A 25,301-nucleotide genomic window follows, 5' to 3' on the forward strand; every position below is an offset into this window, starting at 1 on the left:
CTTCTTTTTTACAAAGAAATATACCCCATAGCGGTATAGGGAGGCGGGATGAAGTGAGCAGCCAAATAAAAGAAACAAGTTTACAGATTTCAGGAATGACTTGCGCTGCCTGTGCAAACCGAATTGAAAAAGGGTTAAACAAAATGGAAGGCGTTGAGGAAGCCACCGTTAATTTGGCTCTTGAGAAATCGGTTATTAAATATGATTCGGAAAAAGTAAGCAACCAGGACCTCGAAAAGAAAATTCAGGATCTTGGCTATGATGTAGTAAAAGAGAAAAAGGAATTTACGATTACTGGCATGACCTGCGCTGCCTGTGCAAACCGAATAGAAAAAGGGTTAAATAAGATGGATGGGGTGAGCATGGCTAATGTCAATCTAGCGCTTGAAAATGCGACCGTCGAATATGATCCTTCCCAAGCCTCCCCAATTGACATCATTCAACGGGTGGAGAAGCTGGGTTATGGGGCGATCATTAAGGAAGATAAAATGGAATCCGTGAATTTCCGGCAAAAAGAAATACAAAAACAAAAGAATACATTCATCTTTTCAGTCATTTTATCATTCCCATTGTTATGGGCGATGGTAAGCCATTTTAGTTTTACTTCGTTTATCTATATGCCTGATTTCCTCATGAATCCTTGGGTGCAGATGGCATTCGCAACCCCGGTGCAATTTTTGATTGGAAAGCAGTTCTATGTTGGAGCTTATAAAGCCTTGAGAAATAAAAGTGCCAATATGGATGTATTAGTCGCGATGGGAACATCCGCTGCCTATTTTTACAGTGTTTATCAGGCGATCATCTCGATGGGTTCCCATCACAATACGGCACAACTTTATTTCGAAACAAGTTCGATTCTTATCACCCTCATACTTTTGGGTAAGCTGTTTGAAGCAAAAGCAAAAGGACGTTCTTCCGAGGCCATCAAAAAATTGATGGGGCTTCAGGCCAAAACGGCATTGGTTCTAAGAAATGGGGAAGAACGGGAAATACCACTTGAAGAAGTCATCGTAGGGGATACGATTTTGGTGAAGCCGGGTGAAAAGATCCCTGTCGATGGCAAGGTAATCGAAGGGAACTCTGCCGTCGATGAATCCATGTTAACGGGTGAGAGCATCCCGGTCGATAAAACAAACGGGGATACTGTGATCGGTTCAACATTGAATAAGAATGGGTTTCTCAAAATGAAAGCGACTAAAATAGGAAGGGATACAGCTCTTTCCCAAATCATTAAAGTCGTCGAAGATGCTCAAGGTTCGAAAGCGCCGATTCAACGGCTTGCTGACCAAATTTCCGGTGTTTTCGTTCCCATTGTTGTCGGAATCGCCCTTTTAACTTTTCTGGTTTGGATGATTTGGGTTAACCCTGGAGAATTCACACCTGCTTTTGAAGCGATGATTGCAGTGCTAGTCATAGCCTGCCCATGTGCTTTAGGCCTGGCCACTCCCACCTCTATCATGGCAGGGTCTGGAAGGGCTGCCGAATTCGGGATCTTATTTAAAGGCGGGGAACATCTGGAAACCACCCACCATATTGATACGGTCATCTTGGATAAAACGGGAACGGTAACGAATGGTACCCCTGTGTTGACAGATGTCCTCATTGAGAATGGTATGGAGGAAGAACAGTTTTTATCATTAATCGGTGCAGCTGAAAAACAATCTGAACACCCTCTTGCTCAATCAATCGTTCAAGGAATTCAAGCAAGACAGATTTCACTTGCAGCTGTTGAGGAATTTGAAGCGATGCCTGGATACGGGATTAGAGCTGTGGCGGATCAAAAAGTGATATTCATCGGAACCCGTAAATTGATGAAGCAAAATAACGTGGATATTACTAAGGCGCTAACAGCGATGGGAGAATTTGAAGAGCAAGGGAAGACTGCAATGCTCGCTAGCATTGAAGGGGAATATGCAGGACTCATTGCTGTTGCGGATACGATAAAAGAGAGCTCACTAGCGGCGATTAAAAGGTTAAAAGCAATGGATATCCAGGTCATCATGATAACCGGGGATAATCAAAGAACAGCAAATGCCATCGGCCATCAAGTTGGCATTGACCATGTAATCGCAGAAGTCCTACCTGAAGGGAAAGCGGAAGAAGTGAAAAAACTGCAGGCCGCCGGTAAAACAGTGGCAATGGTCGGCGATGGGATAAATGATGCGCCCGCGCTGGCACTAGCCGATATAGGAATGGCAATAGGAACCGGGACGGACATAGCCATGGAAGCTGCCGATATCACTTTGATCCGGGGTGATTTGAACAGTATTGCAGATGCCATCCTCATGAGCAGGAAGACGATGAAAAACATCAAACAAAACCTATTCTGGGCATTTGCCTATAATGTAATCGGAATACCAATTGCGGCAATCGGACTGCTTGCCCCGTGGTTAGCGGGTGCTGCCATGGCCTTCAGTTCTGTGTCAGTCGTATTGAATGCACTTCGCCTTCAACGGATAAAGCTTTAAAGGTCATGTAACATATATAGAAGAAAGTTGTACTGACTACGGGCGTATGAATTTTAATCATCCAAATAAAGCCGATGATTCCTTCACAAGAGGACCATCGGCTTTCATCTGGAATGAGCGGCAATGTTACTGCAACTCCTAAAGGTTGTCAAACCGCTTATTTTAAACAGTAAAATACATAATCTGTTGGTGCCCCATTCTCACCTTGTTGATGGAGCATCGCTGATACATTACCGCGATGATAGGTCCCATGATTCACTACATGATGGATGAGGTCGGCAAGTACAAACTCACAAGCTCCCATTTTCGGATGTTCGGTTACAATGGTCCGTTCAAGATCAGGCTGCGAATTAAGAAAATTGTCATAATCCTTTGCAAGTTCATCATATGAGGATTCCAGTTCATTTAATGAGATTCCTTCCACTTCTTTCCGCCGCTGTTCAACTTTTTTAAAAGTTTCTTGAACTGTGCTTCCTTTCATTATCTCCAACCAGGTAATATCTGTTGCGTAAAGGTGAACAAGGACTTCCTTGATGGATGGAAAGACACTTTTTATCGTGTCTCCATAAACTCCGTCCGGTAATTGTTTTAGTTTTTGGAACACTTGCTGATTAGCCCAAACATGGTAATCATACATTTTCTTGGCACGGTTATTTTCCATTTTTTCACTCCCTTCAATTGTTACATTTCCTTTTCGACATCATTTAAAGAATTCCTTTATCAAAGGCTGCTTCCTAATCTGATAATTTGTCCATGCAAATGCTTCGTTTTCTACATACCATGATAATAGAAGCTATCCTACTATTGTTATTACGTTAGATTGCCATCAAAGGGTTAAAGAGTGTGAAAATTCACATTATTTTCAAATATTGTTAATATGATAATAACTCTTATCGAGAGGTGGAAAAAAATGAAAGCAGATGCCGTTTTTGAAGGTGGGGGGGTCAGGGGAATTGCTTTTATTGGAGCAATTCAAGCAATGGAAGAGGAAAATGTCGAATGGGAAAGACTTGCTGGGACATCAGCAGGAGCAGTAATAGCTGCACTTTTGGCTAGTGGCTATAAAAGCCATGAAATTAGAGAACGGTTTAGTGAAATCAATTACTCAAAGTTTCGAGGCAGGACAATTCTGAATCGAATTCCCATTTTGGGCTTCTTTTTGGAACTTATGGTTCATCTTGGGATTTACAAAAACGATTATTTGGAGACATGGGTAGATTCACTTCTTTCAGAAAAAGGGATAAAGACATTCGCGGATCTTCCAGATGGAAAGTTGAAGATCATTGCTTCTGATGTTTCGAATGGAAAGATGCTTATTTTGCCAGATGATTTGGACCGCTATGGTATGTCTCCTGCTGATTTAAAAGTTTCAACTGCTGTTATGATGAGTGCCTCCTTACCATTTTTCTTCCGTCCGGTTATTTGGAAATCAAAAGACCGGAAAAAATCCTACATTTTAGATGGTGGTTTACTTAGTAACTTCCCGATATGGATATTTGATACCGACAATCCTCGTTTTCCAACATTCGGATTCCATTTTGTGAAAGATGAAGTTAACATAGGCGGGGTTATCCCAACGCCCATCCACCTTTTCAAAAATATATTTAAAACGATGCTCCAAGCCCATGATTTACGACATATGAACGAAGAAACGATTGAACGCACGATTCAAATTCCTGTTGGCGGCATCAATGCAACGGATTTTGAACTGAATGAGGAAGAAATCAACTTTCTCTATAAATCAGGCTATACTTCTGCAAAAGAATTTTTGTCGAATTGGGATTTTGAACAATATAAGGTCAAACGCTTGCAAAGAGTCAAAAATGAGTAGGCGAAATATACCTCTATCATTCGTTCCAAAAGGGGGAAAGAGGGGACAAGGAGCTGTTACAACGGCTCTTTTTCTTATTGAATGAACGAATCAATCATTTTACATGAGGCATAATTGTCTTGAGCTTTTTAAAAGCAATAAGCGTTATTGCGATATCGTAAAATATTAATATTTTGATATTGCTTAACAAATATTATGAAAGTATTTAAATGATGAGGAAATGAGACATTTAAAAATTATTAGAAGTCATAATAAATAGTATCTTTTACGACGTCTATGTGAACCAGTAAAAGAATTGTCCGAACATAAAAAACTACTTCTTTCGAAAAAAATCTTGACCGAGACATATTCCAAGTTTGAATGAACTCGTAAAATCCCACAGCTTATAAAAGAGGTAATGATAATTTGAATAATGATTCTTCAGACCCCTGTTTTTTATATATTTTTATAAAAATATAATAAATATAGTTATATTTTCACACTCGTGTTAATATAAAGTGGTAGATAATACCTAATCATGGAAAGGAGAGGATTTTATAAACAGATACAGAAATCGGAACTGTTCCCGCCTCAGCCTTCAGCCTTAAACCTTTGTCCTTCAGTCTCTACTTAGATCACTCCATAAACAGCATCTTCTATGAGAGAATTTATTTCTTAAATGTAGGAAAAATGTTAAGAAAAAATCTACTAGAAGGGGAATAGAATATTATGAAATATATATATGCCTTTTCATTATCGTTGATTATTTTATTTAGTTTTGTAGCTCCTTCCTTTGCAAGTATAGAGGTTAGCAACGAGACATCGACACAAGAAGTAAACGAACATGCCTATTCTTTTAATGAACTAGAAATAATAAGTAATACAATTTTACCGGAGCAAGAGATTGAAAATCTATATAATGAAGTTATGAGTATTAATACACTTAACTCTAGTGGTATAACTGCATATGGACCTATTTCAGGTGGATCAACAAAAACTGAAATAGCTCCTATTTATAGAACCTACAAAAATACCGGTGTAAATGAAGCCAAAAATCTAATTTTTGCATATATGATGAAAAGGATTCCTGAAAAATTGACAGATAGTGTATTCGCTAATTGGCTTTTTGTAAAGTTAAATAGCTGGTCCAAAATTAGTCCAACTTACGTTGGTTCTTGGGTATCAAGTTCATATAGCATTGTAGAAAAGAAAAGAAATTATCATGCGACAGTGGTTCATTATGGCAAAAGTAATTACACATCACCTAAATCAGTTCAATATTTCCAATGCAATTACTGGTTTGGGAAATAATAAATCGAGGAAATGGGGAATAAGATGAATTTGAAAATATTATTGAGAATAGGTATCTTTTTATTATTTTCTTTTCTTATGATTTTTGATTATTTCCCTCATCTCGTTCTCAAAGACATTCCTAAAACTGCACTGACAATTGGAATGGTCCCATTAGCGGTTGTCTATATTGTCATTAATCGAAAGACTGAAAAAAATTGTGAAAATTCATTAATTGGAGAAGCAGTATTTATTTTTTTTATGTTAGTGCTAATAGGTGTATTAACGGTAATGGGCGGAAAATCTACTGTAGGAATCTCTTTGAATAATCCAATGTTGTGGTTTGTTTTATTATTGACAATCGTTGATATGACCGTAAGATATAGGAAAATGAATGCTTAGAAAACGCTAGACTTATGAAATTGGGGAATTTCCCGACGAAAAACAGCCAGTTTTCCAACAGTTTTTCTAGTTCCTGGCTTATATGTAAAGTTTTTGGTGAAGTGATCCAATGTTTAAATGCCGTATTTATTATTTCTTTCCTCATTGTCTCTATTTTTTTTTGTAGCAGTCCAATACTGTTCAATAAAAATCCCCTCAAAACCTAACTGGATTAATACTTCCTTTCTCTGAATACATATCTTTCACTAAATCATAAATGAAAGAGAAATCAATGGCAGTCTCCATTTTACGAACTCAATGGTTCGCTGGCACCAGTGGGTCTAAAGAAATCATTCCAGTTGATCTCGCTGAATGAATCATTTTTAGAAAGCAAACTCATCATCTCAAGTTTTAATAAATCTATTTTAAAACAAAAAAGACTGTAGGCAAAAGGAGTATTATACAAATTTTTAAACATAGTTGATTGGAGCGGGTGTGAGAGACTCCTGCGGGAATAACGAGTCCAAGGGAAACCCCACAGGCGCAAGTGCGCCGAGGGCGGACCGCCCACGGAAAGAGAGTGCCCTACGTTCCAATCAACTTCCAAATTTGTACAAGCAAAAAAAATTGTAGACAAATTCTCGAGTTTGTCTACAGTCTGAGGCATCCATTCATTTTGGATGCTTTTTAATTAGGAAGAGTGACGATGTTAAAAATTATCCTAATGATTTAACGGATAATACATAAAAATTAGACCACGAGTCCAAGAAAAATATAAGAGGTAAGAGAAGCATGAACTACATAGTGATGATTCCATGAAGTATTAGTAGAAAAATCAATCAGGCTTTATTCCGCTTTTTAGACATATTCTAAATCATTTGGTTCTTTTTCATATGTAAGTAAATTCAACAGTTCATCTAGTTTCTGGCTTTTATGTAATGTTTTTGGGGCAGTAAATCCATAAATCAATCCGGTGGTTATTAGTTCTTTCCTCAATATCTCAATTTTTTCAAATAATGCTTCCATACTCTCCAATGCAGAATCCTCAAGTGCTTTCTTTTTTTGTTATGAAACTATTATTACATAAATTAGGATGTTTTTAAACAAAAAGTGAGTATTCACTTATAAAAATATTGCTGAAGCATTATTGTCCGATTACAGATGACTATGATGAGTTCTAAACCTTCCTTTGAATCAAGGTTTCCTTACTGCGGTGGGATCCAACCAAGTAATGGCGATCTTTCTTTTATTCCATTATTTCGCTGTCTTCTTTAGGCTTTTATAGTTTTAAAGGTTTATTGTAAAAATAGCCCATGGAAGTTATTTGTAACGATTAAATAAATGATTCGTTAAGAGAACTAGGCTGAAAGACTGTCGTTATATGTAAAAGTTTGTAGGTCTATGTAAATGTATGAGTGAATCAAAACTCTTTTTGTATTCAATGGGTATCATAAGACCTGCCTAAAAATTCCTAATTTATTGATTTATTGATTTACACATCTTCATACACCTTTAAAAATGGCCTTCTATACTTGAACCAGATTCAAATAATAGGAGGGAAAGATCAATGAATAATGAAAGAGCAATGGATGATTTAATTAAGAATTGGAGCGAATTAGGTAAGAATATGGACCGCCGAAATTTTATCCAGGGAGCGAGTAAGCTTGCCGGACTTTCATTAGGTCTTGCTCTTGCCCAATCAATGGGCGGTATTGAAGTGAATGCTGCCCCGAAATTCAGTGATTATCCATTTACTCTCGGTGTTGCTTCAGGAGATCCGCTCTCGGACAGTGTCGTTTTATGGACAAGGTTGGCACCGGATCCGTTGAATGGAGGGGGAATGCCAAAAGAAGCCATTTCGGTTAAATGGGAAGTGGCAAAGGATGAGAATTTCAGAAAGATTGTCCAGCAAGGCAAGGAAATAGCCAGGCCGGAACTTGGCCACTCCATACATGTGGAAGTAAGCGGGTTAAAACCTGATAAAGTCTATTTTTACCGTTTTAAAAGCGGCGGGGAAGTAAGTCAGACTGGGAAAACGAAAACACTTCCGCCAATAGGTTCAAGTGTTTCGAGCTTGTCATTCGCGTTTGTTTCATGTCAGCAATTTGAGCATGGTTATTATACGGCCTATAAACATTTGGCAAAGGAAGATCTGGATATTGTCTTCCACCTTGGCGATTATATATATGAATATGGACCAAATGAATATGTTTCTTCTACAGGTAATGTCCGTGTACATAGTGGACCAGAGATCATTACACTTGAAGATTATCGGAATAGATACGCACAATATCGCTCTGATACCCATTTAAAAGCGGCACACGCAGCTTTCCCATGGGTGGTGACTTGGGATGATCATGAAGTTGAAAACAATTATGCAAATGTCATACCGGAAAAAGGACAATCGGTAGAAGCTTTCATCAAGAGAAGGGCCGCCGCTTATCAGGCTTACTATGAGCATATGCCCCTTCGTAAATCATCATTGCCTAAGGGAGCGGATATGAGGTTATACCGAAATTTCACATATGGCGACCTGGCCTCTTTCTTTGTATTGGATTCACGTCAATACCGGGATGATCAGGCAAACGGTGATGGAAGTTCACCGCAAACGCCTGAGTCACTTGATCCGAAACGGACATTACTAGGTCCAGAGCAGGAACAGTGGCTAACTGACAATCTATCAAATTCAAAAACGAAGTGGAATGTTCTGCCTCAGCAGATTTTCTTTGCACAACGAAATTATGGAACACCAACCGCCCCAAAATTCAGCATGGATTCCTGGGATGGTTACCCGGCTGCACGCGATCGCTTAATTGATGTAATCAAAAGCAACCACCTGGAAAATCTGGTCGTATTGACCGGTGATGTACATGCAAGCTGGGCCGCCAATTTAAAGGTGGATTTCGATGATCCAAATTCAAAGATTTTCGGAGTGGAGTTTGTCGGCACTTCGATCACATCTGGTGGAAATGGTGCGGATAAGCGTGCGGACACGGATAAAATACTAAGTCAGAATCCGCATATAAAGTTCTTTAATGATTACAGGGGATATGTACGGTGCAAAGTAACACCAGAACAATGGAAGGCGGATTACCGTGTAGTCCCATTCGTGACAGAACCAGGTGCGGATATATCGACAAGAGCATCTTTTGTTTTTGATAAGGATCAAACAGGGCTGCGAAAGGTTGCTTCAGCAGCGGTTATGGAAGGTGTACAAAAAACGAACGAAGTTGAGGAAGATCGAACACGTGCCCATAATCGCGCACATGAAAAACAAAGAATGAAAAGTCAGGGGAAAGTGACTAATTGATAGGGAATCCTTATGATGCTTGACAGGAATATAGTGAAGAAAAATGAGAAGATCAAAGGAGTGAGTAAGAATGCTTTCAAATATAGGAATACCCGGTTTGGTGATTGTCCTTGTGATTGCACTGATTATTTTTGGACCGTCCAAACTGCCGGAAATAGGCCGTGCATTTGGCCGGACATTGTCCGAATTCAAAAGTGCAACCAAAGGATTGGTGAATGATACAGAAAAAGAAGAAGAAAATGAGAATAAAGCTGCATTAAGAGCTGTTAAAAAAGAGGGATGAAGTAAATGAGATAGAGCGGGCGGAAAGACTCGCCTGCTTCTTTTCATGATAATGGTTAGAGGGGAAGCGCTATTTGCAAAATGGCAAATAATATGTCTAAAAAGGGGGAGTGAAAGTGGAGAGTAAGGATTTACACGTTATTGAGCATATGGAGGAACTCCGAAGCAGAATCATTAAAACACTGATAGGTTTTGTGGCTTTTTTCATAATGAGCTTCATATTCGTACAGGATATTTATAATTTACTTATTAAAGATTTGGAAGGAAAGCTTGCCGTACTCGGCCCGAGTGAGATCCTATGGGTATATATGATTATCGCTGGGGTTTGCGCAATTGCTGCAACGATTCCGTTAGCAGCCTATCAGTTATGGCGCTTTGTGGCTCCAGCTTTGAAACCGGAAGAGAGAAGGGTTACATTTCGCTTCATACCCGGACTGTTCATTCTATTCATCACAGGTATCTCATTTGGATATTTTGTGTTGTTTCCAATAGTGCTGGGTTTCCTAACTTCCCTATCGGCCGGGCAGTTCGAGATGATGTTCACTGCGGAAAAGTATTTTCGCTTCATGATTAATTTGATCTTACCTTTCGGAATTTTATTCGAGATGCCGCTTGTGGTCATGTTCCTGACCAGATTAGGCATCATCAATCCAACAGTGTTGAAAAAGTCTCGCAAGATTTCTTATTTCGTCCTGGTCATCATCTCGATCCTGATTACGCCTCCAGATATAATTTCGGACATTTTGGTTATCGTCCCTTTGCTTGTGCTTTATGAGGTGAGTGTACAGCTGTCCAATATGGTTTATCGCAAAAGGCTTATGAAAGATGAGTCAGCATTATCCGTGACATGAAAAGGATAATCACAGCCTATTGAAAGTAACATTTCTTGGGAAATAATTAATGGAACAATAAAAAGTTGAGGGGGGTCCCCTCAGCTTTTTATTGTGGGATAATACTTTTTGGGAATGATAGGGGGTATGCTTTTGCATATTTGCCTTCTAACCAATGTGATTATGTAAGGGGACGTAGTTTTACTATGTAAAAGCCTTCTACTTGTCCAACCCTGAGGAATTTTAATCATTTAAATCAAAGGTTTTGGGGTTTCAAGGTAATCACAAGTTACATGTACAGAAACTCTGCAATGTCTAAATGATTATGTAGTAGACATGAACATCTTCAAGTTTTAAGGGGATGTTTTATTTTTTTATTTTGAAGGAGAGAGGATTCTGGTTAGCGAATAATTGTAATCACTTGAACAGAATAATGGATTCTTCGTATTAGCATTCCAAAATATCGAAAGGTGAAAGGTTCGAATCTTATTATCGTTCAAGTATAAATATATATTTAGGGGGGGGAAGAGCATTATCAAAATATCGAACAGGATGGTGAGAATGTATGAAGGATTTATTGAAAATTATCGCAGGAAACATTTCCATGACCTTTGCTTATGCTTATTTAATCGTCCCCAATGAAATCATCAATGGCGGGGTAACTAGCTCGGCATTATTATTGAATGCGTTATTGGGTTATAACATTGCCATGCTCGCCAATTTGGTTACAGGATTACTGTTAATCATTTGTTTAGTTTTTCTAGGGAAAGAGTACTTTTTTAAGTCGATCGTAAGTTCCCTTAGCTATATGGTATTTTTTAATTTTTTTTATTCATTGAACATTCAGTTTAATATGAATATCGTTTTAGTGATCTTCATTTCGTCGATTTTGATAGCGATAGGATATTATTTATGTATAACTGCAAATGCCTCCACTGTTGGCTTTGACGTGATCGCCTTAATTTTACATCACAAAAATGAAAAAATAGATATTGCTGCGACAATAAGGATTATTAATCTTATCGTACTGATATTGGGCCTTCTGGTTTATGGTTATGCATCGATTGTTAAGGGAATTGCTTTTACATTGCTTTTTTCATATCTTTTAAAGAAAATGCTGGATAGGAAGCAAAAGGCAGTAACGTCAGCTACGGAAAGTGTGTTGGATGAAACACCAAAGGTAAATGAAGTAAAATAACTAAAATTGGAGACTTAATGGACATCGTTTTTTATTTGAAAATTTTCATTTTGTTATCTAAATATTCTGATTTTTAAATTGACTTTAAAAAAATCAGAGTGTATTATACACATAGAAAGTGGTACTAACATCATGACGTAGTGATGTTAGATCCGCTTCGTTTTTCAAAATAGCCTTAAGGAAGGAGGATTAGTGATATAGAATCTTAAGTTCATAGCGTCATACCCTGTGTTGTTTGAAAATGCCATGTTTCCAGTTCCCACTATCTTTGTGAAAGTGTAAAGGACAGGCAGCTGAAAAGCCTGCTTTACATTTAAGTAGCGATTATCTTAGTTGATTCCCCAAATTATTGAAAGTTGGTGGAGGGTATGAAACATCAACAGGAAGAACTGAAACCAGGTCTGAAACAAAGACATTTAACGATGATATCTTTGAGTGGTGTCATAGGAGCTGGTTTATTCGTAGGAAGCGGTATCATTATTGGTCAAACGGGCCCCGGGGCGATATTATCATATGTTTTGGCAGGCTTGATCGTTGTGTTAGTCATGAGGATGCTTGGGGAAATGGCCACAGTGAATCCTAATACTGGATCTTTTGCGGTTTATGCAAGAGAGGGGATAGGTGAATGGGCCGGTTTTACAACAGGTTGGTTATATTGGTTCTTTTGGGTTATCGTAATTGCTTTGGAAGCAACGGCTGGAGCAGCAATCATTCACAGCTGGCTTCCTTCCGTTCCCGTCTGGGTCATTAGTCTATCATTGATCATCCTATTGAAAATGACGAATATTTTTTCCGTAAAATCGTTTGGTGAGTTCGAATACTGGTTTTCAATCATTAAAATAATCAGTATCATACTATTCTTGTGCCTGGGGGTGGCCGTGATATTAGGGTTTATCCCTACGATAAAACCACCTGGCACTTCCAATCTTTTAAACTTTGGCGGGTTTATTCCAAATGGGCTAAGTTCTGTGCTTGTTGGTGTTGCAATCGTTTTTCATGCATTTGTTGGAGTGGAGATACCAGCGATTGCCGCGGGTGAAACCAGTGATCCGGTTAAATCAGTTAGAAGTGCATTGAATAGTGTGGTTTGGCGAATCCTGATTTTCTATATCGGGTCCATCGCCATACTGGTGACGCTATTACCTTGGAATTCGGCTTCTTTGCTGAAAAGTCCATTTGTTGCCGTACTTGAAATGCTGGGAATCCCTTCTGCTGCCCTGATCATGAATATAGTGATTCTCATTGCATTGCTATCTTGTTTGAATTCGGGATTATATACGAGTTCACGCATGTTATTTTCACTTGCACAAAAGGGTGACGCCCCAAAGCTATTTTCTAAAGTGAGCAAGAACGGTGTCCCTATATTTGCTGTAGTCGGCTCTACTATATTCGCCTTCATCAGCACCATTTTCAGTTATGTTTCACCAGATAAAATCTTTTTCTTTTTAGTGAATTCCTCGGGCGGAGTCGGAATTCTTGTTTATCTGGCCATTGCGGTTTCCCATCTCCGATTAAGGAAGAGAATGGAGAAAGAGAATCCCGGAATATTCAAGATCAAGATGTGGTTATTCCCGTATTTGACTTATGCAACCATCATTTCCATGATTTCCGTGTTAATATTAATGGCTTTTATCGATTCGCAGCGTCCGCAGTTCATCTTTACCATGCTATTTAGCTTGATCGTTATTTGTTCATTCTTTTTCATTCGGCGAAAAAAAGCGAAGTATTTGGAGAATGAATTAAATATTGCTTCTGGTTCCCCTAATTCTGAAAAGTTATAGCTTTGGCTCTACACCATTGGTTTAATTTAAGGTTACTTCTATGGAATTCCTCAGACAAAATTCTTCAATTCACTAATCAGCTAGAATATGATTCCAATAGAAAAAGAGAATTGTGCCAATAAGTGCTTGGTGCCATCTGTCTTTTAAATCATGAAGGAGGTATTATGTTGAATGATTTCCGTGTAATAACCAGTGGAGTTGTCCTTGGAGCCATGTTGCTGTCAGGCTGTGGCAATTCAGCTGAACCGGACGAGGCTCAACAAGAAAAAAGTCCAGTCATGAATGAAAATCCGGAATCAAATACGGGTGAAGCCCAAAATGCGGAGGTCATTAAAAAAGGTGTCGGCGATGTGATTCAATCCATAAAAGGATTGGAATCAGAATTAAGTGCGGAAGCGGATCCAGAGAGAATTCAAGAAATGGGAAAAGAAATGAGTTCTGTTTGGGATTCGATAGAAAAGCAAGTGGAAGATGAATACCCGGATTGGTATGAAAGGATTGAGAAAAACCTTTACCCATTAATTGGGGAGTCAGGGAATCCGGAAAAGGACCTTGAAAAGATTAAACGACTCTCTGAAGCTACAAAGGAAGATTTACAGTTATTTTTGGAAGAAGTTAATTGAATTCTCTTTATACCCTGGTTTAGCAAGTTAGGTGATTTTGGAGGAGGTAAGATGAGGAGGGGAGCATAGATGGAAAGGGCAAAAGAATGCAAAGAGGTTCAAGCAGTGATATTCGATTGGGCAGGAACGACGGTGGATTATGGTTGTTTTGCACCGGTCCAAGCATTTGTCGAGATATTCAGGATAAGGGGGATAGATATTACCGTTAAGGAAGCAAGGGAACCTATGGGTTTATTGAAAATGGATCATATTATGGAACTCCTGAAAATGAAACGAATCTCTAATTTGTGGAGTGCTAAATTCGGGAAAGAACCGGACGAAAGAGATCTAAATTCATTATATAATGACTTTGAGGCTTTGCTTTTTAAGGTTCTAAAGGATAACGCCAAGCCAATACCCGGGGTAATTGAATTAGTCAGCCGTTTAAGGCAGCAAGGAATAAAAATCGGTTCGACAACGGGGTATACTCGTGAAATGATTGATGTTGTTAAAGAAGAGGCGGAAAAATGGGGCTATCAACCCGATTCCATCGTTGCGTCCACCGAAGTGCCTACAGGTAGGCCTGCTCCTTGGATGTGCTTTAAGACGGCGATGAATCTCCAAGTGTATCCACTCAGCAAAATCGTTAAAGTGGGTGATACGATCAGTGACATCAAAGAAGGAATTTCTGCGGGAATGTGGACTGTTGCCGTATTGAAGGGCGGCAGTGAGATCGGCCTTTCAGAAGCAGAAATCAGTGAAATGGATCCTTATGATCTGCAAAAACGGATGAAGCATGCAGAAAACCGTTTTTTGAATGCAGGTGCCGATTTCGTAATTGATGAAATAGGTGATTTATTGGAGATCATCGATAGAATCAACTACAGATTGACTGAAAAAAAGGATATATTTATTGGTTAAAAAAGAGTCAAATACATGTGTTAGTGCCTATGACAGACAGAGATTTTAAATTAATTCTAAATATTCAAATTATTTATTGACTGTTACGCATAATGGTAGTATTATACATCTTATAACTGGTACGGACGTCGTAACGTCATTATCAGAAATAAATTTAATTAAGGAGAATGTGCTATGGTCGAAACAAAAATGTTAAGAGGTACGAAAGTAAAAATGACACCAAGTGAAGCCATCGTTGAGACATTAGTGGCCGAGGGAGTTAAACATATCTCGGGAATTTTGGGATCTGCTTTCATGGATATGCTTGATTTATTGCCAACTGCAGGCATTCGTTTCATTGGTGTCCGCCATGAACAAAGTGCAGCACATATGGAAGATGCTTATTGTCGTGTCTCTGGTGTTGCAGGAGTTGTCATCGGGCAAAACGGACCTGGAATGACGAATATGGTCACCTCTGTCGCAGCGGCCAATCAAGCTCATACTCCAATGGTGGTCATATCACCTTCAGCTGGTACACCAACAGTTGGATGGGATGGTTTTCAGGAATGCGATCAGGTTTCCATCTTCAAGGCAATCACGAAAGAAACGGTTAGAGTGACACACCCAGGACGGGTCGCTGATTGCCTAAGGACAGCGTTTCGGATTGCCTATGCCGAGAGGGGACCGGTTTTATTCGATATCCCTCGTGATTACTTCTATGGTGAAGTGGAAGATCAAATACTTCAACCACATCAATATCGCGTGGATGAAAGGGGCTGCGGGTCTTCTGAATCCTTGGATAGAGCGGCAGAAATTTTAGCCGAGGCACAGTATCCGGTGATCATTTCCGGTAGGGGAACGGTTGATTCAGATGGCATTGAGGAAATTAAGAATATGGCAGAATATTTAACGGCTCCGGTAGCTGTCTCATATATGCATAATGATGCTTTTCCTGCTGATCATCCATTGTCAGTCGGCCCAATCGGTTACATGGGTTCAAAGGCTGCCATGAATACACTTAAGAAAGCGGACGTCATATTGGCGGTAGGCACAAGATTATCGGTATTTGGAACGTTACCATGCTATGACATTGATTATTTCCCTAAAGATGCGCAAATCATCCAAATTGATATTAACCCAAGGCAAATAGCGAGGACGCACCCTGTGGAAGTGGGGATCATCGGAGATGCCCGCGAAGCGAGTCGTGAAATCTTGAAACGGTTGAAGGCTAATAAACCAAACCTAAAACAAGAAAAAGAGCGGATAGTAGAAGTTACGAATGAAAAACAAAAATGGGAAGAAGAATTGGTGAATCTTGCGATGATCGATGGAACCCCGATCAATCCGCGTCGGGCCCTATTGGAATTGACAAAAGTGTTGCCTGAAAATGCCATCGTTACTACAGATATCGGTAATGTATCTTCAACTGCAAACGCTTACTTGAAATTCAATCAGGGACGCAGGCATATCGCTGCGCTTACATTCGGGAATACTGGATTTGCATACCCATCTGCACTAGGTGCCAAATTAGCTGAGCCGAATACGCCTGTTATAGCCATTGTTGGAGATGGCGCGTGGGGCATGAGCTTACATGAAGTGAGTACGGCCGTTGAAGAAAACATACCGGTCATAGCATGTGTCTTCAATAATAATGCTTGGTGCGCAGAGAAAAAGAATCAGGTCGATTTTTATAATAACCGTTTTGTAGGGGCCGATATCCAAAATCCTGATTTTGCAGAAGTTGCCCGATCAATGGGTGCTGTAGGTATTAGGGTGGAAAAAGCAGACGAGTTAGGCGCTGTCATTGAAAAAGCAATAAAATCAAACAAACCGACTGTCATTGATATACAAGTGGATGGAACACAATTGGCTCCGCCATTTAGAAAAGATGCATTAAAAATGCCTACTAGATTATTAGAAAAATATTCTCATTTAGATCATAAAAACTGGGATAAATAAGAAAAGGTGATAGGACAGCTGCGATGACTTGATGAACGATTTGGGTCATCGCACCATCACCAATTCACTTTAAAAGGTCTGTAACAGCATGGGAACTTAACTTAGTTGCATTCAATGAATAATAAGGGGGTTTCAAAAGTGAAGATGGAAACTGAAACGAAAGACCTTGTTCAAATGGATAAAGACCATTTATGGCATGCGATGCATCGCTATAATGAGAAGGATGCTCCCATGATGGCTACAGAAGGATCCGGCTCATGGTTCACAGATACTAAAGGGGATAAATATTTAGATGGTGTCTCCGGATTATGGTGCTTGAACCTTGGTCACGGACGAAAAGAGATTGCCCAGGCAGCCTATGAACAAATGATTAACTTATCTTACTTCCCTTTAACATTAAGTCATAGGCCGGCAATCGAATTATCTGCAAAAATAAGTGAACATTTAAAGGGCCCTTATACAACTTTTTTTACGAACAGCGGCTCTGAGGCGAATGAGACAGCTTTTAAAATAGCCAGGCAATATCATTCCCAAAATGGAAATCAGGGTAAATACAAGTTCATCTCAAGGTATAGAGCTTATCATGGCAATACTTTTGGCGCGCTCAGCGCAACTGCACAGGCTAATCGGAGAGTGAAATATGATCCGGCGGTTCCAGGTTTCCTGCATGTTCCACCCCCGTACAGTTATCGAAGCCCGTTTGGGGAAAACGTTGAAAACTCCGATTTGCTTGCAGCTGAATATATCGATCAGGTCATTAACTTTGAAGGAGCTGAAACGGTAGCGGGTGTTATCCTTGAACCATTCATCTCTGGTGGCGGGGTCCTTATTCCTTCAAAAGAATATTTAACGAGGGTTTCGGAAATCTGTAAGAAGCATGATGTTCTATTAATTGTGGATGAAGTGGTTTCAGGTTTTGGAAGAACCGGAAAAATGTTTGGGTTCATGCACTCAGATGGGGTTCAACCGGATATTGTTACGATGGCAAAGGGTTTGACCAGCGGTTATCTTCCACTTGGAGCAACGGCAGTGAATTCCAGGATTTATGAGAAGTTCAAAGACAACGGAAATTTAAATCATTTCAGGCATGTGTCAACATATGGAGGCCACCCTGCATCTTGTGCAGTTGCGCTAAAGAACATTGAAATCTTGGAAAATGAAAACATCGTTCAACGAGTATCTGAACTTAGTGAATCGACACTAAGCGCGCTCTTTGAATTGACAGCCCTGGATAAAGTAGGGGAAGTTCGGGGAGTTGGGTTTTTATATGGCATTGAATTAGTGGAAGATAAAAAGACAAAAACGCCTGTTTCCGAAGAGTTCATGGGTAAAATAATCGGGGCTTGCAAGGCAAAGGGACTTATCATCGGACGTAATGGTGATACGGTTCCTGGATATGGTAATGTACTCATCATTGCACCGCCTTTATCTTCGACCGTTGAAGATTTACGCTTTGTCATAGAAACGGTTAAATCCGTTTTATGTGAATTATGCTAATCAAAAAGAGGATAAGGTTTAGGGTGCTATCTATATAGAAGAAAAAAATGAAGATGGGCATGATATGTCTAGCTGATTTGACATCCATGTCCATTTTTTCATTTTGAGTCTAACAGTGTGGGAAAACTGGGGAATCCAAAACAGGAGGAAATATGCAATCACAACTAAGGTTATTGGTGGTTCTGGCACATCCCGATGATGAGTCATTCCTGTGTGGGGGAACCATTGCTAAAATGTCTGAGCGAGGTGTTCAGATAACTTTACTATGTGCGACAAAAGGTGAAATGGGCAGACGAATGGGAAATCCCATTGTAACAACAAGGGAGGCATTGCCAGAACTAAGGGTGGAGGAGTTAAAAAGAGCTTGTGAAGAATTGGGGATCAGTGACCTGCGATTTTTAAACGTAAGGGATAAAACGATTGAATTTGAAAGCTTCGATTTATTGGCGGAGAGAATCGTAAAGGTGATTCGTGATGTTCAACCGGATGCACTAATTACATTCCATGAGAAATACGGGGGGCATCCAGACCATTGTGCGATTGGCCGTGCTGCCGCATTTGCTTTCTTAAACTCCGGTGATCCCGATTTTTATCCAGATCCATTATTTCCAGCTATTAAGGTTCATAGTTTGTACTTTGTCCTTTGGCATGCTTTTTATGATGAATGGTTAAAGGAAAACGGGCCGGGCAGTGTCACAGAAGTTAATATAGCAGGGACTTTAAAGAAAAAAATCCGTGCCTTAAGGTCACATCGTTCCCAGACTTTAGCGGTTCCTGAATTGTGGACGAATCAAAATCCAAGCTTGCCTTTTTTAAAGGAATCCGAGTATTTTATCAAAGGGAATTCACTTCCTAATCTAGAAGAAACCGATTTTTTTCAAACGATTGAAAGGATGGGATGATATTTAGTTTATCTGGAAAGGGGGAAGGAATGTATGGAATTAGAAAAATATGAGCCATTGGAAGAAACACCTCAGGTGCAGCAAAACCCACTTCAAAATAAGGTGCTTTTGTGGCTGAGCGGTATCGCTTTCACTTTTTTCATTGCCCTCTTAGGCTTGGGGCTGTCGAAGATTTCAGGATTCGATCGAATCGGTCCACTTGCATGCTCGATCATCATTGCCGTGATTTATCGTCAAATTGCGGGATATCCAGAAAAGTTCCGGACGGGAATCGAATTTTCCGCAAAAAAACTTTTGCGTTTTGCCATTATTTTATACGGATTGAAATTAAATATCGATGTGATTTTTAATCAGGGACTGCCATTATTGGTACGTGACATAGGGACAGTAACATTCGCCATAGTCGTGATGGTCCTGATTGCAAAGTGGATTAAGGCAGATTCTTCCATTTCCCTTCTTCTTGCTGTAGGAACCGGGATATGCGGTGCAGCAGCCATCGCGGCAATATCTCCAATCGTGAAAGCGAAGGAAGAGGATACAGCCATAGGCGTCGGGATAATCGCTTTAATGGGAACCCTTTTCTCCATTGTTTATACACTTTTACGTCCGATCCTTCCGCTATCTGCTTTGGATTATGGAATCTGGTCTGGAATCAGTCTTCATGAAATCGCCCATGTTGCTTTGGCAGGAGCACCGGCTGGTGAAGATGCGCTAGCGATTGCACTCCTCGCCAAATTGGGCCGTGTCTTTTTACTCATCCCTTTATGTTTCATTTTTATGTATTGGATGAAAAAGCGAACATCCGGGAAAATGGGCCATGATGCCAAAATTGATTTTCCATGGTTCCTCGTTGGTTTTATATTCATGAGCCTAATAGGAAGTTATGTGTTTGGAAGTTACATTACGGTTTCACCTCTCGTAATGGATGGCATTTCCAAAGCTACTACATTTATATTGACTATGGCCATGATCGGTCTTGGACTGAATGTTAGCCTGCAGGCACTGCGAACAAAAGCCATGCGTCCTCTTTTGGCCATGACCATTACCTCTTTGCTGCTTTCCATAATTTCGTACTTTATCATTTAATATATAAGCTTTCATATATGCCTGAAAATGTGATGAAGGTTGCATATAGGATAAGCCCTGAATACATAGAGCTATTCAGGTTTTTTTTATTCACTCGAAGGAAAACGGTATATGAACGCTGGAAACTCAACATAATCCTAATTTAAGGGAAAAATTGAACGCTGGCATGTTTGAATATTATAACTATTTGGTTTACAATATAAGAACTGATACGAACATTATGATGTCTTTTTCTGTTTGGAGGAAATTTTATGGAGCTAGACTTTAAAAATCCAATCCCTTTACATGCTCAATTGAAAACCATATTGGAAAATCAAATTTTGGAAGGTTATTATAAAGACAAAATCCCGAGTGAAAGGGAACTGATGGATATGTATTCTGTCAGCAGGAGCACTGTACGGGAAGCCGTTTCCATCCTGGTTCGTGAGGGAATATTGGAAAAGAGGCATGGGAAGGGAACGTTCGTCTCCCTTAAACCTGTGCAAGAATGGCTTAAGATGATAAGTTTTACGGAAACCACTAAAAGCATGGGGATTAAACTGCTAGATCATGGCCGTGTAATGACACCTGAAAATATAGCTGATGCAAATGGGTTTGAGGATGAATCTTACCATATTAAAAGGCTGCGGTTACAGGGGGATGTCCCAATAGCCATTGAATTGCATTATTATTCTTTGGACCTAGGAAAAAAATTGACGAAATTCGATTTAAGTACAACCGTATTGTATGATGCACTCGAAGGTGAATTGAACATTGACTTTTGTGAAGCGGAACAAATCATAACCTGCGGCTTTCCAACAAAAGAAGATGCAGAACATTTGGGTATAGCCGAAACGATGTGCTTACTGATTACAGAACGAATGATTTTTGATTCTGATGGTAACTTAGTAGAATATTATAAAGGGTTATTCCGATCGGATATGTATTCATTCGCAATGAAAATGTCCCGGAAGAATTGAATTCCGCATAAAATGACCTAAGCCTTTCTAAGAGAGTTGAGAGGCCTAGGTCATTTTCAAATCTACCGGGTTCCAATAATACGATTTTTATTGTAGAATATGCCGATGTTAATGATATAGGCATGTTTTAAATTAACCTATTGTTATATTCAAATTATGTACTTACCTCAAGAGCTAAAGGATTAAGGCTTGCCCACCGTTTTCAGCCGTTCGGTTTTGAGGGCTTGCCATCCTCCAATTTAGCCGAAATAAGCCCAAGGGCAACTCCCAGCAACGCACCTGCTCCCACTTCCACAGGCTGATGTCCGAGCAGTTCATTCAGTTCCTTCTCACGCTCAACATACTCAAAGCTCGGAAACTCTCCGGAAAATTTGGCCATATTATCTTCAAGATCATTCACGAGCTTAGCGATTTCGCCTGTATGGCGGCGAATCCCCTGAGCATCGTACATCACAATCACGCCAAAAACTGTCGCAAGCGATGTTTCCGTATGCAGCCATCCTTTATTCGCTGCCACATACGATGCCAGGGCGGCCACTCCCGCAGAGTGCGAACTAGGCATGCCACCTGTTGTGAAAGCCTGTTTCGAGTCCCACTTTCCCGTCAGCTTATAATGCGTTAAAATTTTCAGCCCTTGCGCAATGCCAATCGCCGACAGCGCCGTTAAAATTCCCCGATTCATCTTTTCCATGAGCAACTCCTCCACTCCAGACCAGTCCAACCCAACCCAATCCGGGAATTTATCTTCCCTCTTTTGATACCCCAAAAATATTTTTTATATGCACAGTTCCATGATGAATGAATCATGATATCACTTTTTGCTGTGTTCGAGTTCAGCTGAAGCATCATATCCGAGGTGGATTCAGGCTTGTTTTTTTAGGAAAAGGTCACTATTTCATATTAATATTTATAGGATGGGAACCTTAAGGAAAATATATAACGGAAGATAATTAACATGGTTTTAAGGTGGCAATGGAATGAACAAGATCAAGGATATGAATCCGAAAGAGATAAAAAAGATCATGACGGTAACCGAGAGAATGTCTTTCACAAAAAACTTCAGGTCCGCTACTGCAGAAGAATGGTTCGTTTTCATACCTGGCTTCAATGATCCAGGTACAGGGGGAGCTGCTGGAAAGGCTATAGTTCACTACAATCTATATGGAAACAAAGATATGTTCATTAACACCACGATCATACTGGATGACCCTGTTCTATTTGAGGAAGAAAATTTTCAGCTGGTTTACTCTATTTGTGATGAACTTATAAATCGTCTAGTGGGATACGCTGATACTTTACTGTCCGTACACGCAGGTTCCAATTCTTATAATGCCGAGTACAAACGATAATGTTCGTAAGATAATAAGGAGGATAAACGGTGAAACATAATCTTGTTCAGTCAATAGTCGAACAATCAGTCATGCTTACAAGTGAAGCAGATTGGGATAAGCTCATTCAACAAGTTCATAATGCAAAATTTGTTTTGCTGGGTGAGGCATCACATGGGACATCCGAGTTTTACACGGCCCGAGTTGAAATAACAAAAAAGCTGATTCAAGAAAAAAGGTTCACCTTTGTAGCAGTTGAAGGCGATTGGCCCGCTTGCCAGGCAATAAATAGGTATGTTAAAGGCTATGACCTAGTGACTAAATCCGCAAAGGATGTGCTAAAAAGTTTTGACCGCTGGCCGACCTGGATGTGGGCAAACGAGGAAATGATCGACCTGATTGAATGGATGAAAGAATACAATGAGTCTGGACAAAATCAAACGAAAGTTGGATTTTATGGGATAGATATCTACAGTCTTTGGGAATCCATGGATGAAGTTATCCGTTACTTAAAACAAATTGATTCAACTGACCTTGAAGCAGCCAGACAGGCGTTCACTTGTTTTGAGCCATTCAATCGGAATAACGAGGAGTATGCAGTTTCTGCAGGCATTTTTTCGGAAGACTGTATAGAGGAAGTAGCCAAATTACTGACGACTATTCAACGAAAAAAAGAAAAATACCCCCATCACGAAGAATTGAATTTGAATCTTCAAGTAAATGCATTGGTAGCATACAATGCCGAAAATTATTACAGGACCATGGTCGTCCATGATGATAGATCATGGAATATTCGAGATATGCATATGGTTGATGCACTTAATGAAATTATGGATTTTTACGGCTCTGAAGGCAAGGCCATTGTATGGGAACATAATACCCATGTTGGTGACGCCAGCGCTACTGATATGAAAGATTCCGGGATGATTAATGTCGGCCAGGTCATTCGTGAACAAAACCCGTCTGAAGATGTATTTATCACTGGTTTCGGAACCTATAGAGGAACTGTTATAGCAGCAGAGGAGTGGGGCATGGATTTCGAAATAAAAACGGTCCCCCCGGCAATGAAGGGAAGTTGGGAGGAGGCGATGCACCTTTCGGGGGCTTATGATAAGTTGCTCATTTTCACCGATGAAAATCGTCAGCTATTCCAAGGGAGGATTGGACATCGGGCGATTGGGGTTGTATACAGACCGGAATATGAACAATATGGTAACTATGTTCCTTCTGTAATGTCAGATAGATACGATGCTTTTATTTATATTGATGAAACCCAGGCCCTTCACCCGCTCGTTCAAGAAAAAGCACCCGTTCTGTAACAAAAAGACGAAGCCGTTTATGTTATAAACAGCTTCGTCTTTTTGTTCGTGTATATCTCTCATAAAATGAAAAATATGGCCGAGTAATTTTGGGGTTAAATGTAAATCTGAAACTTGTAAACCAAACTTTCCTTTTATTTAGAAGAGCCGAAAAGTGTGGGATAAGGGACACTTTTTATGTATTTCCCTTATCCGGGGTATAATTCACAATACAAAGTTAATAGAGTAATCATTCTGTTCTTTGCCCTTTTAAAAGAGAATTGTCTGTTGGATGGTTAAAGAACAACCTAGTGTTAATAGTATGATCCCCATCAAAGGTTATTTTTGTTCACTCACATTTAACACTTATTCGTTAACCAATTCCTTTATCATTAATAGATGTGGACCGCCATCTTCCATAAAGACTTCGGATGAAGTCCGATAGCCGAGTTTTTTATAAAAGCCCTCTGCCTGTGTTTGCCCATGTAATTTAACCTGAGTAATACCTTGTTCCTTTGCAATTTCTTCCAACGTTTTAAGTATTATTTTCCCGAGACCAAATTTACGGTAAGGCTCCAAGATGCAAATTCTCTCCAATTTACCTAACCCATCAACAACTCTTAATCTTCCAGTTCCGACTGGCTTTTCATTATAATAGACTAATATGTGTTCAGATAAAGCATTAAGTGTATCGAATTCATCAAATTCAAATTCTAATGGGAAACCTTGTTCCTCGACAAATACTTCTTTTCTGATATGAAAGGCTATTTTTAAATCATTTTCAGTAGTTATTCTTTTTGAATCCAATGTTCTTCATCCCTTTTCTAGATTTATTTAAAAAGACAAGTCATAATAAATGTATATCCTATATTAGTATAAATGAAATTATTTTTGTTGTAAATACAACAAAAAAGTCAGGGGCTTTTTGTATGAAGGAAATACTCCGTGAAATTGGAATGATAGCAAGGGCATTGGACTCTATAAGTAATATCGAATTTAAAGAATTTGACCTTACAAAAGGGCAGTATTTGTATCTTGTTCGAATATGTGAAAACCCAGGTATCATTCAGGAAAAGTTAGCAGAAATGATAAAGGTAGACCGAACGACAGCAGCTCGTGCCATTAAAAAACTTGAAATACAAGGGTTAATCGAGAAGAAAAATGATGAGGAAAACAAAAAAATTAAAAAGCTATATGCAACCGATAAAGGTGAAAAGGTCTATCCTTATTTGAAAAAAGAAGGGGAGTATACTGACAAGGTTGCGTTATCTGGATTTTCTTTGGAAGAAACGGAAACGATGCTTCATCTTCTTCAAAGGGTTAGAAAAAATATTGAGGTAGATTGGGAATTTGTGAAAAAGGGAAATAAAAGGGGGTATTGATACATAATAAAAAAGAGGCTCGACTCCGTTTAGGAATT

24 protein-coding genes and 1 pseudogene are annotated in these 25,301 nt (G+C 39.5%); 19 read left to right on the plus strand and 6 right to left on the minus strand.

Going from position 1 to position 25,301, the window contains the following annotated elements; all coding sequences use genetic code 11:
- The first annotated feature begins 53 nt into the window (after positions 1 to 53).
- Positions 54 to 2,468 (plus strand): heavy metal translocating P-type ATPase, encoded by a 2,415-nt coding sequence (locus MKX49_RS08885; protein ID WP_340876136.1) that lies wholly within the window; start codon positions 54 to 56, stop codon positions 2,466 to 2,468.
- Positions 2,469 to 2,625: 157 nt separating this feature from the next.
- Here the strand turns inward: MKX49_RS08885 and MKX49_RS08890 are convergent, their stop codons facing one another.
- Entirely contained in the window at positions 2,626 to 3,129 is a 504-nt protein-coding gene (locus tag MKX49_RS08890; RefSeq protein WP_340876137.1) for a DinB family protein, read from the minus strand.
- A 249-nt stretch (positions 3,130 to 3,378) separates the two neighbouring features.
- Between MKX49_RS08890 and MKX49_RS08895 the strand changes: the two genes are divergently transcribed.
- The 3 genes from MKX49_RS08895 (at position 3,379) to MKX49_RS08905 (ending at position 5,970) form a co-directional block, all read left to right on the plus strand.
- The gene (locus tag MKX49_RS08895) at positions 3,379 to 4,299 is read left to right on the plus strand and encodes a patatin-like phospholipase family protein (RefSeq protein ID WP_340876140.1); all 921 of its coding nucleotides are present in this window, start codon (positions 3,379 to 3,381) and stop codon (positions 4,297 to 4,299) included.
- Between the two features lie 708 nt (positions 4,300 to 5,007).
- Positions 5,008 to 5,589 carry a hypothetical protein gene (locus tag MKX49_RS08900; protein WP_340876142.1) on the plus strand — a complete coding sequence of 194 codons (582 nt, stop codon included), beginning with the start codon at positions 5,008 to 5,010 and terminating at the stop codon, positions 5,587 to 5,589.
- A 24-nt stretch (positions 5,590 to 5,613) separates the two neighbouring features.
- A complete protein-coding gene (locus MKX49_RS08905; protein ID WP_340876144.1) occupies positions 5,614 to 5,970 on the plus strand; it encodes a hypothetical protein in 357 nt (118 codons plus the stop codon).
- On the opposite strand, the gene MKX49_RS28400 is transcribed toward MKX49_RS08905, so the two are convergent.
- From MKX49_RS28400 to MKX49_RS08915, 3 genes and pseudogenes are all read right to left on the minus strand, one after another.
- Positions 5,873 to 6,169 (minus strand): Spo0E family sporulation regulatory protein-aspartic acid phosphatase, encoded by a 297-nt coding sequence (locus MKX49_RS28400; protein WP_445670118.1) that lies wholly within the window; start codon positions 6,167 to 6,169, stop codon positions 5,873 to 5,875. The genes MKX49_RS08905 and MKX49_RS28400 overlap by 98 nt on opposite strands.
- A 5-nt stretch (positions 6,170 to 6,174) precedes the next feature.
- A pseudogene (locus MKX49_RS08910) lies at positions 6,175 to 6,330 on the minus strand (IS5/IS1182 family transposase); the annotation flags it as partial.
- A 477-nt stretch (positions 6,331 to 6,807) separates the two neighbouring features.
- Positions 6,808 to 6,975 carry an aspartyl-phosphate phosphatase Spo0E family protein gene (locus MKX49_RS08915; RefSeq protein WP_340878506.1) on the minus strand — a complete coding sequence of 56 codons (168 nt, stop codon included), beginning with the start codon at positions 6,973 to 6,975 and terminating at the stop codon, positions 6,808 to 6,810.
- A gap of 541 nt (positions 6,976 to 7,516) precedes the next feature.
- On the opposite strand from MKX49_RS08915, the gene MKX49_RS08920 reads away from it, so the two are divergent.
- The 12 genes from MKX49_RS08920 to MKX49_RS08975 all read left to right on the plus strand — a co-directional run bounded on the left by MKX49_RS08920 (position 7,517) and on the right by MKX49_RS08975 (position 21,255).
- Entirely contained in the window at positions 7,517 to 9,259 is a 1,743-nt protein-coding gene (locus MKX49_RS08920; RefSeq protein ID WP_340876145.1) for an alkaline phosphatase D family protein, read from the plus strand.
- 70 nt (positions 9,260 to 9,329) lie between these two features.
- Positions 9,330 to 9,542, plus strand: coding sequence for a twin-arginine translocase TatA/TatE family subunit (locus MKX49_RS08925; protein WP_034312740.1), 213 nt, complete (start codon positions 9,330 to 9,332; stop codon positions 9,540 to 9,542).
- Positions 9,543 to 9,690: 148 nt separating this feature from the next.
- Positions 9,691 to 10,392, plus strand: a complete 702-nt coding sequence (gene tatC, locus MKX49_RS08930) for a twin-arginine translocase subunit TatC (RefSeq protein WP_439126777.1) — start codon at positions 9,691 to 9,693, stop codon at positions 10,390 to 10,392.
- Between the two features lie 544 nt (positions 10,393 to 10,936).
- Positions 10,937 to 11,569 carry a YitT family protein gene (locus MKX49_RS08935; RefSeq protein WP_318290944.1) on the plus strand — a complete coding sequence of 211 codons (633 nt, stop codon included), beginning with the start codon at positions 10,937 to 10,939 and terminating at the stop codon, positions 11,567 to 11,569.
- Positions 11,570 to 11,937: 368 nt separating this feature from the next.
- Positions 11,938 to 13,350: an amino acid permease gene (locus MKX49_RS08940; RefSeq protein ID WP_034312733.1), complete on the plus strand. Its 1,413-nt coding sequence runs from the start codon at positions 11,938 to 11,940 to the stop codon at positions 13,348 to 13,350.
- 164 nt (positions 13,351 to 13,514) lie between these two features.
- Entirely contained in the window at positions 13,515 to 13,973 is a 459-nt protein-coding gene (locus MKX49_RS08945; protein WP_340876147.1) for a hypothetical protein, read from the plus strand.
- Positions 13,974 to 14,042: 69 nt separating this feature from the next.
- A complete protein-coding gene (gene phnX, locus MKX49_RS08950) occupies positions 14,043 to 14,873 on the plus strand; it encodes a phosphonoacetaldehyde hydrolase (RefSeq protein ID WP_340876148.1) in 831 nt (276 codons plus the stop codon).
- A gap of 174 nt (positions 14,874 to 15,047) precedes the next feature.
- Positions 15,048 to 16,811 (plus strand): sulfoacetaldehyde acetyltransferase, encoded by a 1,764-nt coding sequence (gene xsc, locus MKX49_RS08955; RefSeq protein WP_054396365.1) that lies wholly within the window; start codon positions 15,048 to 15,050, stop codon positions 16,809 to 16,811.
- 144 nt (positions 16,812 to 16,955) lie between these two features.
- The gene (locus MKX49_RS08960) at positions 16,956 to 18,308 is read left to right on the plus strand and encodes an aminotransferase (protein WP_218013328.1); all 1,353 of its coding nucleotides are present in this window, start codon (positions 16,956 to 16,958) and stop codon (positions 18,306 to 18,308) included.
- Positions 18,309 to 18,460: 152 nt separating this feature from the next.
- Positions 18,461 to 19,210 (plus strand): PIG-L family deacetylase, encoded by a 750-nt coding sequence (locus MKX49_RS08965; RefSeq protein ID WP_340876150.1) that lies wholly within the window; start codon positions 18,461 to 18,463, stop codon positions 19,208 to 19,210.
- A 33-nt stretch (positions 19,211 to 19,243) separates the two neighbouring features.
- On the plus strand, positions 19,244 to 20,296 hold the full coding sequence (locus MKX49_RS08970; protein WP_340876151.1) for a YeiH family protein: 1,053 nt from the start codon (positions 19,244 to 19,246) through the stop codon (positions 20,294 to 20,296).
- Between the two features lie 251 nt (positions 20,297 to 20,547).
- Positions 20,548 to 21,255, plus strand: coding sequence for a GntR family transcriptional regulator (locus MKX49_RS08975; protein ID WP_034312712.1), 708 nt, complete (start codon positions 20,548 to 20,550; stop codon positions 21,253 to 21,255).
- Positions 21,256 to 21,457: 202 nt separating this feature from the next.
- Here MKX49_RS08975 and MKX49_RS08980 read toward each other — a convergent pair whose 3' ends face one another.
- Positions 21,458 to 21,946 (minus strand): divergent PAP2 family protein, encoded by a 489-nt coding sequence (locus tag MKX49_RS08980; protein WP_134782410.1) that lies wholly within the window; start codon positions 21,944 to 21,946, stop codon positions 21,458 to 21,460.
- 304 nt (positions 21,947 to 22,250) lie between these two features.
- On the opposite strand from MKX49_RS08980, the gene MKX49_RS08985 reads away from it, so the two are divergent.
- A complete protein-coding gene (locus MKX49_RS08985) occupies positions 22,251 to 22,604 on the plus strand; it encodes a hypothetical protein (RefSeq protein ID WP_323598157.1) in 354 nt (117 codons plus the stop codon).
- A 29-nt stretch (positions 22,605 to 22,633) separates the two neighbouring features.
- On the plus strand, positions 22,634 to 23,902 hold the full coding sequence (locus tag MKX49_RS08990) for an erythromycin esterase family protein (protein WP_340876152.1): 1,269 nt from the start codon (positions 22,634 to 22,636) through the stop codon (positions 23,900 to 23,902).
- A gap of 345 nt (positions 23,903 to 24,247) precedes the next feature.
- Here the strand turns inward: MKX49_RS08990 and MKX49_RS08995 are convergent, their stop codons facing one another.
- Positions 24,248 to 24,688 (minus strand): GNAT family N-acetyltransferase, encoded by a 441-nt coding sequence (locus MKX49_RS08995; protein WP_340876153.1) that lies wholly within the window; start codon positions 24,686 to 24,688, stop codon positions 24,248 to 24,250.
- A 122-nt stretch (positions 24,689 to 24,810) separates the two neighbouring features.
- Here MKX49_RS08995 and MKX49_RS09000 point away from each other — a divergent pair, with 122 nt between their 5' ends.
- Positions 24,811 to 25,263 (plus strand): MarR family winged helix-turn-helix transcriptional regulator, encoded by a 453-nt coding sequence (locus tag MKX49_RS09000; RefSeq protein WP_048682413.1) that lies wholly within the window; start codon positions 24,811 to 24,813, stop codon positions 25,261 to 25,263.
- Positions 25,264 to 25,301: the final 38 nt, after the last annotated feature.

Origin of the sequence: Peribacillus sp. FSL M8-0224 (genome assembly GCF_038003055.1) — a bacterium.
Lineage (GTDB): Bacteria > Bacillota > Bacilli > Bacillales > DSM-1321 > Peribacillus > Peribacillus frigoritolerans.

Coding starts and splice junctions, on each gene's coding strand:
- MKX49_RS08970 (WP_340876151.1), top strand. CDS start 19,244: ATGGAATTAGAAAAATATGAGCCATTGGAAGAAACACCTCAGGTGCAG.
- MKX49_RS08965 (WP_340876150.1), top strand. CDS start 18,461: ATGCAATCACAACTAAGGTTATTGGTGGTTCTGGCACATCCCGATGAT.
- MKX49_RS08925 (WP_034312740.1), top strand. CDS start 9,330: ATGCTTTCAAATATAGGAATACCCGGTTTGGTGATTGTCCTTGTGATT.
- tatC (WP_439126777.1), top strand. CDS start 9,691: ATGGAGGAACTCCGAAGCAGAATCATTAAAACACTGATAGGTTTTGTG.
- MKX49_RS08895 (WP_340876140.1), top strand. CDS start 3,379: ATGAAAGCAGATGCCGTTTTTGAAGGTGGGGGGGTCAGGGGAATTGCT.
- MKX49_RS08980 (WP_134782410.1), bottom strand. CDS start 21,946: ATGGAAAAGATGAATCGGGGAATTTTAACGGCGCTGTCGGCGATTGGC.
- MKX49_RS08900 (WP_340876142.1), top strand. CDS start 5,008: ATGAAATATATATATGCCTTTTCATTATCGTTGATTATTTTATTTAGT.
- MKX49_RS08945 (WP_340876147.1), top strand. CDS start 13,515: ATGTTGAATGATTTCCGTGTAATAACCAGTGGAGTTGTCCTTGGAGCC.
- MKX49_RS08960 (WP_218013328.1), top strand. CDS start 16,956: ATGGAAACTGAAACGAAAGACCTTGTTCAAATGGATAAAGACCATTTA.
- MKX49_RS08905 (WP_340876144.1), top strand. CDS start 5,614: ATGAATTTGAAAATATTATTGAGAATAGGTATCTTTTTATTATTTTCT.
- MKX49_RS08890 (WP_340876137.1), bottom strand. CDS start 3,129: ATGGAAAATAACCGTGCCAAGAAAATGTATGATTACCATGTTTGGGCT.
- MKX49_RS08920 (WP_340876145.1), top strand. CDS start 7,517: ATGAATAATGAAAGAGCAATGGATGATTTAATTAAGAATTGGAGCGAA.
- MKX49_RS08985 (WP_323598157.1), top strand. CDS start 22,251: ATGAATCCGAAAGAGATAAAAAAGATCATGACGGTAACCGAGAGAATG.
- xsc (WP_054396365.1), top strand. CDS start 15,048: ATGGTCGAAACAAAAATGTTAAGAGGTACGAAAGTAAAAATGACACCA.
- MKX49_RS08975 (WP_034312712.1), top strand. CDS start 20,548: ATGGAGCTAGACTTTAAAAATCCAATCCCTTTACATGCTCAATTGAAA.
- MKX49_RS08915 (WP_340878506.1), bottom strand. CDS start 6,975: ATGGAAGCATTATTTGAAAAAATTGAGATATTGAGGAAAGAACTAATA.
- MKX49_RS08940 (WP_034312733.1), top strand. CDS start 11,938: ATGAAACATCAACAGGAAGAACTGAAACCAGGTCTGAAACAAAGACAT.
- phnX (WP_340876148.1), top strand. CDS start 14,043: ATGGAAAGGGCAAAAGAATGCAAAGAGGTTCAAGCAGTGATATTCGAT.
- MKX49_RS08935 (WP_318290944.1), top strand. CDS start 10,937: ATGAAGGATTTATTGAAAATTATCGCAGGAAACATTTCCATGACCTTT.
- MKX49_RS09000 (WP_048682413.1), top strand. CDS start 24,811: ATGAAGGAAATACTCCGTGAAATTGGAATGATAGCAAGGGCATTGGAC.